Origin of the sequence: uncultured Roseobacter sp. (assembly GCF_947496515.1) — a bacterium.
Classification (GTDB): domain Bacteria; phylum Pseudomonadota; class Alphaproteobacteria; order Rhodobacterales; family Rhodobacteraceae; genus Roseobacter.
The window spans coordinates 145,479-157,673 of sequence record NZ_CANMDB010000007.1; the positions used below are offsets into that span (position 1 = coordinate 145,479).

Genomic DNA, 12,195 nt, shown 5'->3' on the forward strand with positions numbered 1-12,195 from the left:
GCGGATCTAGGGCATCGCTTGCGTCAGGCTGACGCGCCCAGCAGGGCTGCGTTCCCACCCGAGGCGGTGGTGTCCACGCAAACGTGTTGTTCTGCGCGCACGCGCGTCAGGTCCGGTCTGCCGCAGAGCAGAGGGATAATCGGTCCGGTCCGGGCGGCGAGCGCCTGATCCATCGCGCGGCCCGTTTCTGCGTCTCCCCACCAGATCACGCCGCCGTAGGCAGGTCCCGCAGTGAGCATGCCGGGATCGATGCTGCCGGTTGCCTGGACTGCCAAACCGCCCAGTGCCTCGACCGCGCGGGCCTGGGCTGCAGCGATCTCTTTGCCCGGTCCGGCACACAAAAGGGCTGCGCGCGCGCAGCTGCTCAGCCGGTTGGATTCGCCGGTGGGTCCGGGCAGGCTGTGGGCTGAGGAGGGTTGACCAGAGGGCCGGGGCAGGGCGGGCAGCGCCGACATCTCCTGCGTCCAGCGGCTTTGCGTCTCTTCCCGGTCGGGGGCGGCAAAGCGCGTGAGGTAATTCGGCCCGCCCGCCTTGGGTCCGGTGCCCGAGAGCCCCTCGCCCCCGAAGGGCTGGCTGCCCACGATGGCACCGATCTGGTTGCGGTTGATGTAGATGTTGCCTGCCTCGATCCGCTCGGAGACGTGCTGCACCCGGTCGTCGATGCGGGTATGCAAGCCAAAGGTAAGCCCGTAGTCAGTGCCGTTGATGGCGTCGATCACTGCGTCCAGCTCGGACGCGGCGAAGGTCGCCAGATGCAACACCGGGCCAAAGATCTCGCGCTCCAGATCGCCGATGCCGCTGACGCGGATCAGCGTAGGCGCGATGAAGGTGCCTGTGGCGGGGGTGGCCAGCTCGGCCATTACACGGCCTTCGCGCCGGGCAGTGTCGATGTGATCAGCGATGTTCTTGCGTGCGGCCTCGTCGATCACGGGGCCAACGTCGGTGGACAGGTCCCACGGGCGCCCCAGCTGCAGCGCCTGCATCGCGCCGGTCAGCATCTTGGTGAAGCTCTCCGCGATATCCTCCTGCACGTAGAGACAGCGCAGCGCGGAACACCGCTGACCCGCGGACTGGAAGGCACTTTCGATAATGGATTGGACGGCTTGCTCCGGCAATGCGGTGCTGTCCACGATCATCGCGTTGAGCCCGCCTGTTTCGGCGATCAGGGGGGTGCCGGGCGTGCAATGCTCGGCCATGGCCGCTCGGATCCGCAGCGCGGTTGCGGTGGAGCCGGTGAAGGCCACACCGCCCAGCCGTGCGTCCGAGGTCAGCAGCGCGCCGATGTCTCCCCCGCCGGGCAAGAGTTGCAGCGCTGTGCGCGGTACGCCCGCCTCATGCAGGATCGACACGGCGAGATGTGCGGCCAGCGGTGTCTGCTCTGCCGGTTTGGCCAGGACCGCATTGCCCGCAGCGAGTGCCGCGGTGACCTGACCGCAGAAGATCGCAAAAGGGAAGTTCCAAGGCGAGATGCAGGTAAAGATGCCCGCAGGGGGCTTATCGGTCGCCTGGGTCGCGTAGTAACGCAGGAAATCCACCCCCTCGCGCAGTTCCGCTACGCAATCCGGCAGTCCCTTGCCAGCCTCACGCGCCAGCAACGCAAAGATCTCACCGTAGCGCGCTTCCATGAGGTCCGCGGCGCGCAGCAGGGCCGCGCGACGGGTGGCGAGCGGCTCCGACCAGGGGGCCGCGTGTTCAAAGGCGGTCGCCACGTCTTGCGCGCTGGCGTTGCGCACGGTCCCGGGGCTGTCGGCGGGATCGAAGGGGTTTTCGACGGTGCGGGCCTCGTCCGAGGCACCGGGACCGGCCAGCAGCGGTTCGGCGTGCCACTGATGCGCGGCGAAAGCTGCGCGCGCGTCCTCTATCGCGTCAAGCGTCTGGGTGTGGGTCAGGTCAAATCCGCGAGCGTTGTCGCGCAGCGGCTTGAAGATCTCCGTGCCGCGGGGGATCCGGTGCGCCGGGACCTCCGCCAAAGCCTCGAATGGATCCGCGGCGACAACCTCCGGCGGTACATCCTCGTCAACGATCTGATTGACAAAGCTGGAATTGGCACCGTTCTCCAGCAGTCGGCGCACCAGATAGGCCAGCAGGTCCTTGTGCGCACCCACCGGCGCGTAGATCCGGCAGCGGGTGCCGTTCTGGCGCATGACGCTGCGGTGCAGGGTTTCGCCCATGCCATGCAGACGCTGGAATTCATAGGCCTCGCTGTCCTTGGCCATATGCAGGATGGCCGCGACCGTATGCGCGTTGTGGGTTGCGAACTGAGGGTAGATCCGGTCGGTCATGCCCAAGAGCGTTTGCGCATTGCAGATATAGGAGACGTCCGTTTCCGCCTTCCGGGTGAAGACAGGAAACCCGTCGAGCCCTTCGACCTGGGCGCGTTTGATCTCCGTATCCCAATAGGCCCCTTTGACCAGCCGCACCATGATCTTGCGATCATGATGTTCGGCCATGTCATAGAGTGTGCGGATCACGGTGCCCGCCCGTGGCCCGTAGGCCTGCACCACGACACCCAGCCCGTCCCAGCCCGCCAGCGCAGGCTCCGCCATGACACAGTCGATCACCTCCATCGACAGCGCCAAGCGGTCTGCTTCTTCCGCGTCGATGTTCAGCCCCATGCCCGCTGATTTCGCCAGCAGCGCCAGCGCCCGGATGCGCGGCACGAGTTCTGACATCACCGCCGCCTCCTGCGCTATTTCGTAGCGCGGATGAAGAGCGGAGAGCTTGACCGAAATACCGGGGTTCTTGCGGATGTCATCCGATGCACAGGCCGTCGCGATGGCGGAGATCGCGCGGCTGTAGCTCAGGTGATAGCGTTTGGCGTCGGCTTCAGTGCGGGCCGCCTCGCCCAGCATATCGTAGGAGTAGGTAAATCCCTCCTTCTCCATATTGGCGGCCCGGGTCATGGCGGCGGCGATATCTTCGCCCAACACGAACTGGCGACCCATCTCTTTCATGGCGCGGCTGACAGCGGTGCGGATCACCGGCTCGCCCAGCCGCTTGATGGCTGCGCGCAGATGGCGGACGGGACCCGGCTGCTCATCGTCGAGCACACGGCCCGTCAGCATGAGGGCCCAGGTCGAGGCGTTCACCAGGCTGGAGGTGGAATGCCCCATGTGCTTGCCCCAGTCAGACGGTGCAATCTTGTCCTCGATCAGCGCGTCAATGGTTTCTGCATCCGGGACCCGCAGGAGTGCCTCGGCCAGACACATCAGGGCCACGCCTTCGTCGGTAGAGAGACCGTATTCCGCCAGAAAGACCTCCATCAACCCCGGCGCGCTGGTGCCGCGGATGTCGCGGACAAGCCCGGCCGCGCGATCACAGATCTGCGCACGTGCTGAGGCATCGAGATCGGCGCCCGAGATCAGCTCGGCCAGCACCGCCCGGGGGTCGGCGTAGGTGACAGAATCGATGCGGTGGCGCAGGGAAGGCAGGCTGTCGCGGGCCATTGGCAGTCTCCTAAATGAACATTTGGTATAGTATAGCCCGGTTCGTTTAGTCATATTCACCAAAAGTGCGAATTTCGGAGGGCCAAATGGTCGATAAAACTGGCGATGAATTGAAAAATGACCAGCTGGCGATGGATCGGTTTGATCGCGCGATTCTCTCGGTGCTGGCGGAGGATGGGCGCATCAGCATCACGGACCTGGCCAAGCGCATCGGCTTGTCGAAATCACCGACCCAGGCAAGGCTACGACGATTGGAACAGTCAGAGGTGATCCTTGGCTACCGCGCGTTGCTGGATCCGATCAAGCTGGGGCTTGATCACGTGGCTTTTGTGGAGGTGCGGCTGAGCGATACGCGCGAACGGGCGCTGCGCGCTTTCAACGCCGCCGTGGCCAAAGTGCCCGAGATCGAGCAGGCGCATATGATAGCGGGCAACTTTGACTACCTGCTGAAAGTCCGCACCCGTGATATGTCGCGCTACAGGCAGTTTCTGGGTGAGACCGTCTCTGCGCTGCCCCATGTCGCTGGCACCTCGACATATGTGGCGATGGAAGCGGTCAAGGAGACGATGCTCGCCGACGGGACTTGAATTTGGCGCGCAGCGGCGCACTATACTGCTGGTGAGAATGCTGACCTTTGTTCTGGCCGTGATGGCGGCCCCCGTTCTGGCCGACTGTCCGGCGCCAGAAGATGTGACCGACGCCCTTGAGGATCTTTTCACCAAAGCGAGGGAGGCCGAAAACGATCAGGCGGGCGGTGCCCTCTCGGCAGCGATGTGGGAGCTATGGCTCAGCGCGCCGGATGCTGCAGCACAGGATGTTCTGGACGCAGGGATGCGCAAGCGCCAGGTGGCGGACTACACCGGTGCGATCGATGATTTCACCCGGCTGATTGACTACTGCCCGGCCTATGCAGAAGGGTTCAACCAGCGCGCCTTTGTCTATTTCCTCAGCGGTGATTTCGACGCAGCGCTGCGTGATCTGGATATCGCTTTGCAGCTACAGCCCCGTCACGTTGGGGCGCAGTCAGGGCGCGCGCTGACGCTGATGAACCTCGGGCGGACGGACGCTGCACGCGCTCAATTGCGCGCGGCCTTGGCGAACAACCCATGGCTGTCAGAACGCTTTCTGCTCGCGGACGGCGGCCCGTTGGCTTTGCCGGGCGAAGACATCTGAGATGTCGGACCGGGTCCGTGTTGATCGGGCGGATTTGCGATGTTCATCCTCGATTGGCTGTGACATCTTTCGGCGCACGCGGACGTGGTGGAATCGGTAGACACAAGAGACTTAAAATCTCTCGATCGTATGATCATGCGGGTTCGAGTCCCGCCGTCCGCACCACAGTCGCTTTGGGCAAAAGCGACGAAGCTCTTCACAATGGTGTCACGCGGCAGTCGTTTCGAAGAAACGATGAGAGCGCTTGTTTCTAGTTCTCTCTTCTCATCCGCACCACAGTCGCTTCGGACTGAAGCGACGAAGCTCGGCGGAATGGCGTCATGCGGCAGTCGTTTCGAAGAAGCGATGAGAGCATTTTGTTCCAGTTCTCTCTTCTGATCCGCACCACCGTCGCTTTTGGCAGAAAAGTGGCAATTGGAACTTGTGATTAGCCCCGGGGACCGGTTGTCTCGCCGAACCATGACGCCCCTTTCGTCTCACGCCCAAAACCTGCGTGGGCGTGCTGCGATGCCACTACAGAAAGGACTTGAAAGGGCTCATCTTCCCGGGTCTCCCGCCCGCGCGGTGATCCGGAGCCTGTGCTCAACCGCGACCTGACACACTGCTTTGATAGCGATCGAGTTCGGTGATCAGGGCGCGACCTGTGGGTAGGTTCTCACGGGCGGAAAACTCGTCCCAGACGAGAGAGAACGGCATGTCCTTGAACTCTTCGGTGACGGTCAGTCGGCTGGTGAAATCCAAGGCGTTCTCGGCGGATTTCAATGTGTCCAATGGCATCAGCAGTGCACGAAGCAAGGCCTTTTGCATGTTGCGGGTGCCAATCACCCAGGCTGCCGTCCGGCTGATCGTCGCATCAAAGAAGTCCAGCCCGATACGGGTTCTGCCCAGCAAATCCGCGCTGACCAGTTCCTGCGCCATCTGCAGGATGGCGTCGTCGAGCAATATGACGTGGTCGCTGTCCCACCGCATCGGGCGAGAGACATGAAGCAGTATGTCATCAACCGACAGCGCCACGGAACTGAGTTTGTCAGCAATGTTCTCGGTCGGATGGAAGTGGCCCATGTCGAGGCACAACAGCGTGCCTTTTCGGATCGCGTAGCCCAGGTAGAATTCATGGCTTCCGACGGTGCAGGCTTCGACACCAATCCCGAATAGCTTGCTTTCGACAGCGTCGAGCATCTGGGATTTGTCGAGGCTAGTCGCAAGCATGGTGTCGAGGGACGCCTCAAGTCGCACCCGCGCGGACATCCGGTCAGTAGGGGTGTCCTTGTAGCCGTCAGGCACCCATATATTGTTCACACAGGCCGATCCCAGAGCAGCCCCGATTTTGGCCGCGATATCCCGGGACCGCCGCCCGTGTTCTAGCCAGAAATCACGGATCTCCCTGTCCGGATGGCTGAGCGTCAGATTGTCGTCTGCCTTGGGGTGGGCAAAGAAAGTCGGATTGAAGTCCAGACCGATCCCCTGATCTTTGGCCCAATCGACCCAGGGGGTGAAATGACCGAACTCGATTTCATCGCGATCAGGGGTCGCATCTGTGTCCAGATACATGGCGTGCAGGTTCAGCCTATGGGTTCCCGGGATCATCGAATAGGCAAACTCCAGATCCGCGCGTAGTTCATCCGGTGTCCGCGCGCGGCCGGGATGATTGCCTGTCGCCTGGATGCCGCCACCCGAGGTACCGGTCTTTTGTTCAAAGCCCCGAACGTCGTCGCCCTGCCAGCAATGCATGGAGATGGGAATGGATCTCAACCGCTGCAATGCGGCCTCGGTATCCACGCCCCAGTCGGCGAAGGCGGCCTTTGCTGATTGATAGCTCATGGTGATCCCCTACCGTGTAAAGGCCTGGACGTTACCGGCATCGACATTGAGGATGTTGCCCGTGGATTTGGCGGATATGTCGGCGGCGAAGAAGTAGCAGGCCTCGGCGATATCCTCCGGATAAACGGAACGCTTTAGCAAAGAGCGCTGGCGATACATTTCTTCCAGCCCTTCCTTGTCGGTGCCATAGGTGCCCGCGCGTTGTTCAAGCCAATCCCCTTCCCAGATCCTGGATCCGCGCAGAACCGCATCGGGGTTGACCACATTGACGCGAATGCCGGTCTCCCCGCCTTCCAGGGCAAGGCACCGTGCGAGATGGATTTCGGACGCTTTTGCGGTGCAATAGGCGGCGGCATTGGGCGATGCGGCCAGGCCATTCTTGGATGCGACGAAAACGACAGAGCCACCTAGATCCTGCAGCCGCATGACCTTGAACGCTTCGCGACTGACCAGGAAATAGCCCGTGGACAAGATGTCCATGTTTTTGTTCCAGAGCGCGAGCGAGGTTTCCTCAATCGGTGCGGACGATGCGATGCCCGCATTGGACACGAGGATGTCGACGCCGCCAAACTCGACACGGGCATCGGCGAACGCGGCTGCGACGGCCTCTTCGTTCGTGACATTCATAACGACGCTGCGCACCGCATCCTTGCCATGGCGGGCGGCCAGGGTCTCTTTGGTGGCGGCAAGCGCGTCCTCGTTTACGTCGGCCAGCACGACGCAGGCACCTTCGCTCAGATACCGCTGGGCCGTGGCGCTGCCGATGCCTCCCGCGCCGCCGGTCACGAGGGCCACCCGGCCCGCGAGCGATTTCGGCTTCGGCATGCGCTGCAGCTTCGCTTCTTCCAAAAGCCAGTACTCAATGTCAAAGGCTTCCTGCTCAGGCAGCCCCTGATACTCGCTCACCGTAGACGCGCCGCGCATCACGTTGATTGCGTTGACATAGAATTCGCCGGAGATGCGTGCGGTCGACTTGTCCTTTGCAAATGTGATCATCCCAACTCCGGGCACGAGATAGACCACCGCATTGGGGTCGCGCAGCGCCGGGCTGTCGTCGTGCTTACATCGCTCGTAGTAGGCCGCGTAGTCCTTTCGATAGGTTTCAACCTGCTTGGGCAGACCGGCCAGAACATCCTCGATATTGCCCACAGCGGGATCAAATGGGACGACCAGTGGGCGGATCTTTGTGCGCAGAAAATGATCCGGGCATGACGTGCCCAATGCGGCCAGTTGCGCCATATCCCTTGAATTGACGAACTCAAGGACCGCATCGCTGTCGTTGAAATGACCAACCATGTGCTGGTTTCCCGACACGAAGCCGCGAATCGCCGGCATGAGGCGGGCCGCCATCGCGCGACGGCGTTCGGGTGAAAGACTGTCGTGGATCGGCCCGCCGAAAGGAGCGATGCCACGGCTTTGCCCTGATAGCCATTTCGTTGCGACGTTGATGACATCAATGGACTGGTCATAGCATGCGCGGGCCGTATCACCCCATGTGAAAAGACCGTGACTTTCCAGAACGACCCCATCGGCGTCGGGATTGTCGAGGCAGAATTTCTCAAGCCAGAGACCCAATTCGTAGCCGGGCCGCTTCCAGGGCAACCAGCCAATGCGATTGCCAAAAATCTGCCGGGTTAATGCCTCGGAGTTCTTGGACGCAGCAATGGCAATAATCGCGTCGGCGTGGACGTGATCAACGTGCTTGCGGGGGACATATGCGTGTAGTGGCGTATCTATGGAGGCAGCGCGGGGGTTCAGTTTGAACGTGCAGTGCGGCAAATAGCCAACCATCTCATCTTCGAACTCGACGCCGCGATAAAGTGCCTTCAGGGCGTGCAGCTTGTCCATGTAGAGCGTGGCAAACCCGTCCATCTTCATCGATCCGATATCGCCGCCGGAGCCCTTGACCCAGAGCACCTCGACCTGTTCGCCGGTCAGAGGGTCGGTTTCGATGATCTTGGCGGAGGTATTGCCTCCTCCGTAATTGGTCACGCGCTTGTCGGATCCCAGAATGTTCGACCGGTAGAGCAAAAGCTCCGATTCGCTCATGCCTTCGGCGTCTTGATCCACCCAACGGCGATCGAGGAGCTTAGAGTCCAGCGTTTCCAACATGTTCCCTCCCGGTCAGCGCTTTGCGCCCATCATCTTCATGGCGGCAAGGCTGGGCGGGTTAGCATGGTTTGTCAATCAACTTCGATCATTATCAATCGCCATTATGCCCCAGTGACTGATCGTGATTGTTTTTGATTGACAGAGAGCGCGAATCTGCACAGCCTTGGTCACCAAGGGGAGGTCGATATGCACGAGAAAGAACGCCATACGATCATCTTGTCTGCGGTTGAAGAACGCCCCGTCGTGACTGTGGCCGAGTTGTGCAATCTGACCGGCGCGTCGGAGGCCACGATCCGACGGGATATCGTGACCCTGGATCACCAAAAGCAGCTTCGCCGGGTGCGGGGGGGCGCCGAAGCGCTTAGCCCGCCGCAGTTTGTCGGCCTCGCAGGGCGGCCGTTTTCGGTCAACGAAGCCATGCGGATTGCTGAAAAGCAGGCAATTGCGGCAGCAGCTGTCGATCTGTGCGACGACGGCGATGCTGTCATTATCAACGGCGGCACGACGACATTTCAGATGGTTCACCCATTGGCGAGCCGGCGGATGCAGGTCTTCACTAATTCGTTCCCCATTGCCGAGCATCTGCTCAAGCATTCAAAAAACACGGTCATGCTGTCGGGTGGGACGATCTACCGTGAACAGAACATCATCCTGTCGCCTTTCGATAATGATGTGACCCGCAACTTCTGTGCCCGCCGCATGTTCATGGGCGCTCAAGGGCTCGGTCCGCTGGGCTTGATGGAAGCCGACCCGCTGCTGATCCAGGCAGAGCAAAAGCTGATCGGCCAGGCGGATGAGTTGGTCGTTCTGGTCGACAGCAGCAAGTTCGACCAGCGCTCCAGCCTCGTGCTTTGCCCGCTGAGCCGTATCAGCACGGTCATCACCGACGACCAGATTTCAGACAAGGCAGCCGCCATGCTGGAGGCCGCCGACGTGACCTTGATCGTCACCCAATCGGGGAGCGCTCAAAAAAACGTGGCCTCATAAGGGGCCCGATACGCGAACGTACTTTAGGGAGGAAACCAATGAAACGTCGCACTTTTACCAAACTCACCGCAAGCCTCAGCCTCGCAGCAGGCCTCTTTGGCACCACCGCGCTGGCCGAGGACAACATGCGCATCGCACTTGTGGTCAAAGCACTTGGCATCGGCTTTTTCGAGGCTGCCGCGGAAGGCGCCGAAGAAGCGGCCCAGGAATTGGGCGGGGTGGAGATCATCTATACCGGGCCAACCGACACGACCGCTGAAGGTCAGATCGAAGTGATCAATTCGCTGATCGCCCAGGGCGTCGATGCGATCGCCGTGTCGGCCAATGACACCGATGCGCTTGTGCCAACGCTCAAGAAGGCCATGCAACGGGGCATCACGGTCATTTCCTGGGATTCGGGCGTTGCCGAGGACGGTCGCCAGATGCACCTGAACCCGTCGTCCAATGCGCTGATTGGCAATATGATCATCAAACTGGCCGCCGATCACCTGCCGGAGGGCGGTGATGTGGCTGTATTGTCCGCAACCACAACCTCGACGAACCAGAACATCTGGATCGAGGAAATGAACAAGGTCATGGGCGATTATCCCGGCATAAACGTCGTGGCGACGGTTTATGGTGATGATCTTGCCGACAAATCCTACCGCGAGGCCACCGGCCTGATGCAGTCTCACCCCGATCTCGATGCGATCATCGCGCCGACCTCCGTTGGCATCGTCGCCGCAGCTCAGGCGGTCGTGGATGCCGGAAAGGTGGGGGAAGTCAACGTGACCGGCCTCGGCCTTCCATCGGAAATGGCCGGTGCGATTGAAAACGGTGCCTCACAGTCCTTCGCGATCTGGAACCCGATTGATCTTGGCTACTCCGCCGCCATGATCGCGCACGCTCTGGCGTCCGGTGCCGCAACTGCCGCACCCGGATCCGAGATCTCGATTGGTCGGGTCGGCACGATCACGCTGGACGAGACGAGCTCTGCCGCCATGGCGGATCCTTTCGTCTATGACGCCTCCAACATCGACCAGTTCAAGTCGATCTTCTAGGGGATCGACGCGTCTTTCCGGTGCGGTCGAATGGGCCGCGCCGGATACCTCTTTTCCAGCGGATTGAGATCCCCGATGCTGAAAAAACCGGACACCTTCTTGCCGACTGACGACGGGACCGGGGAAACCGCGGTCCTGGCGCTCGATGGCATTACAAAGAGGTTTCCGGGGGTGATCGCCCTGTCGGGTGTGTCACTCCGTCTGATACCGGGCAAGGTCACGGCTCTTATTGGTGAGAACGGTGCGGGCAAATCGACAGTTGTGAAAATCCTGACCGGGATTTACCAACCCGATGGTGGCGCGATGCTCGTCGATGAGCTTCCGACTGTCTTTCCGGCGCCCCAGGTCGCTGCCGAACACGGCGTGACGGCCATTCACCAGGAAACGGTTTTATTCGACGAGCTATCGGTGGCCGAAAACATCTTTCTCGGACACGCACCGCGGGGGCGTTTCGGGTTGATAGATCTCAAAGCCATGATCGCCAGATCGCGCGATATCCTTGAGAGTATCGGTGCGGGCATCGATCCCGAACAAAAGCTGAAAGACCTCGGTATTGCGAAAAAACATCTGGTGGCCATCGCCCGAGCGCTGTCCATTGATGCCCGCGTTGTCATCATGGATGAGCCGACGGCGGCGCTGTCACACAAGGAAATCGAAGAGCTGTACGAGCTTGTTGAAAGCCTCAAGTCGCAAGGCAAGGCAATCCTGTTTATCAGTCACAAGTTCGACGAGATTTTTCGAATTGCCGACAACTATACGGTTTTCCGGGACGGTCAGATGATAGGCAAGGGTGCGATGGCCGACGTGTCCGAAGTTGATTTGGTGACGATGATGGTGGGGCGCGATGTCAGCCAGATTTTCCCGCAACGCGCGTCCAATCCCGGGGAGACTGTCCTGAAGGTCGAAGGGTACGCGCACCCGACGGAGTTCGAGGATATCAGCTTTACCTTACGCAAAGGTCAGATCCTGGGGTTTTACGGCCTCGTTGGCGCGGGTCGCTCTGAATTCATGCAGGCCTTGTTCGGGATCACGCGACCCTCACGCGGCAGAATAGAGATTGACGGTATCACCGCACAGATCACCTCTCCTGCGGACGCCATTGAGAATGGCATTGTCTACGTGCCCGAGGATCGCGGCCAACAAGGCGCCATTCTAGACCTGCCGATTTTTCAAAACGTGACACTACCTTCGCTCGGGCGGATATCCGGCAACGGATTTCTGAAGCTGGCGCAGGAATTCGCACTGGCCCGTGAGTACACCGAACGCCTGGATCTGCGGGCGGCATCCTTGGACACGCATGTCGGCACCCTTTCAGGCGGCAATCAGCAAAAGGTCGTCATCGCCAAATGGCTCGCGACACGGCCAAAGGTCATCATTCTCGATGAACCCACCAAGGGCGTCGACATCGGATCCAAGGCGGCGGTGCATGAATTCATGGCGGAGCTGGCAGCCCAAGGCCTCGCCGTGATCATGGTCAGTTCCGAGATCCCGGAGATTTTGGGCATGTCCGACCGCGTTATTGTTATGCGCGAGGGGCGGATCGTCACCGAACTGGCCCAGGGCGACATGCGGCCCGAGACACTCGTTCGGCACGCGGCCGGGATCTGAAGGAAAAC

The 12,195-nt window shown here is 60.8% G+C and carries 8 protein-coding genes and 1 tRNA gene; 6 read left to right on the top strand and 3 right to left on the bottom strand.

Annotated features, from left to right (window positions below):
* Positions 1 to 23: 23 nt before the first annotated feature.
* On the bottom strand, positions 24 to 3,446 hold the full coding sequence (gene putA / locus Q1A53_RS13930; protein ID WP_299967825.1) for a bifunctional proline dehydrogenase/L-glutamate gamma-semialdehyde dehydrogenase PutA: 3,423 nt from the start codon (positions 3,444 to 3,446) through the stop codon (positions 24 to 26).
* Positions 3,447 to 3,532: 86 nt separating this feature from the next.
* On the opposite strand from putA, the gene Q1A53_RS13935 reads away from it, so the two are divergent.
* The 3 genes from Q1A53_RS13935 (at position 3,533) to Q1A53_RS13945 (ending at position 4,784) form a co-directional block, all read left to right on the top strand.
* Positions 3,533 to 4,033: an Lrp/AsnC ligand binding domain-containing protein gene (locus Q1A53_RS13935; RefSeq protein WP_299967827.1), complete on the top strand. Its 501-nt coding sequence runs from the start codon at positions 3,533 to 3,535 to the stop codon at positions 4,031 to 4,033.
* Positions 4,034 to 4,070: 37 nt separating this feature from the next.
* Entirely contained in the window at positions 4,071 to 4,619 is a 549-nt protein-coding gene (locus Q1A53_RS13940) for a tetratricopeptide repeat protein (protein WP_299967956.1), read from the top strand.
* Between the two features lie 78 nt (positions 4,620 to 4,697).
* A tRNA-Leu gene (locus Q1A53_RS13945) sits at positions 4,698 to 4,784 on the top strand.
* A gap of 417 nt (positions 4,785 to 5,201) precedes the next feature.
* Here Q1A53_RS13945 and Q1A53_RS13950 read toward each other — a convergent pair.
* Positions 5,202 to 6,440, bottom strand: a complete 1,239-nt coding sequence (locus Q1A53_RS13950; RefSeq protein WP_299967829.1) for an L-rhamnose isomerase — start codon at positions 6,438 to 6,440, stop codon at positions 5,202 to 5,204.
* Between the two features lie 9 nt (positions 6,441 to 6,449).
* Entirely contained in the window at positions 6,450 to 8,552 is a 2,103-nt protein-coding gene (locus Q1A53_RS13955) for a bifunctional rhamnulose-1-phosphate aldolase/short-chain dehydrogenase (RefSeq protein WP_299967832.1), read from the bottom strand.
* Between the two features lie 186 nt (positions 8,553 to 8,738).
* Here Q1A53_RS13955 and Q1A53_RS13960 point away from each other — a divergent pair, with 186 nt between their 5' ends.
* The 3 genes from Q1A53_RS13960 (at position 8,739) to Q1A53_RS13970 (ending at position 12,187) form a co-directional block, all read left to right on the top strand.
* Positions 8,739 to 9,539 carry a DeoR/GlpR family DNA-binding transcription regulator gene (locus Q1A53_RS13960; RefSeq protein WP_299967835.1) on the top strand — a complete coding sequence of 267 codons (801 nt, stop codon included), beginning with the start codon at positions 8,739 to 8,741 and terminating at the stop codon, positions 9,537 to 9,539.
* Between the two features lie 38 nt (positions 9,540 to 9,577).
* Positions 9,578 to 10,579: a rhamnose ABC transporter substrate-binding protein gene (rhaS, locus tag Q1A53_RS13965; protein ID WP_299967837.1), complete on the top strand. Its 1,002-nt coding sequence runs from the start codon at positions 9,578 to 9,580 to the stop codon at positions 10,577 to 10,579.
* Positions 10,580 to 10,654: 75 nt separating this feature from the next.
* The gene (locus Q1A53_RS13970; protein WP_299967840.1) at positions 10,655 to 12,187 is read left to right on the top strand and encodes a sugar ABC transporter ATP-binding protein; all 1,533 of its coding nucleotides are present in this window, start codon (positions 10,655 to 10,657) and stop codon (positions 12,185 to 12,187) included.
* The last annotated feature ends 8 nt before the right edge of the window (positions 12,188 to 12,195 follow it).

Excerpts from the sequence above, each read along its gene's own strand:
- Q1A53_RS13970 (WP_299967840.1), top strand. The coding sequence starts at position 10,655 with ATGCTGAAAAAACCGGACACCTTCTTGCCGACTGACGACGGGACCGGG.
- rhaS (WP_299967837.1), top strand. The coding sequence starts at position 9,578 with ATGAAACGTCGCACTTTTACCAAACTCACCGCAAGCCTCAGCCTCGCA.
- Q1A53_RS13940 (WP_299967956.1), top strand. The coding sequence starts at position 4,071 with ATGCTGACCTTTGTTCTGGCCGTGATGGCGGCCCCCGTTCTGGCCGAC.
- Q1A53_RS13935 (WP_299967827.1), top strand. The coding sequence starts at position 3,533 with ATGGTCGATAAAACTGGCGATGAATTGAAAAATGACCAGCTGGCGATG.
- Q1A53_RS13950 (WP_299967829.1), bottom strand. The coding sequence starts at position 6,440 with ATGAGCTATCAATCAGCAAAGGCCGCCTTCGCCGACTGGGGCGTGGAT.
- putA (WP_299967825.1), bottom strand. The coding sequence starts at position 3,446 with ATGGCCCGCGACAGCCTGCCTTCCCTGCGCCACCGCATCGATTCTGTC.
- Q1A53_RS13960 (WP_299967835.1), top strand. The coding sequence starts at position 8,739 with ATGCACGAGAAAGAACGCCATACGATCATCTTGTCTGCGGTTGAAGAA.
- Q1A53_RS13955 (WP_299967832.1), bottom strand. The coding sequence starts at position 8,552 with ATGTTGGAAACGCTGGACTCTAAGCTCCTCGATCGCCGTTGGGTGGAT.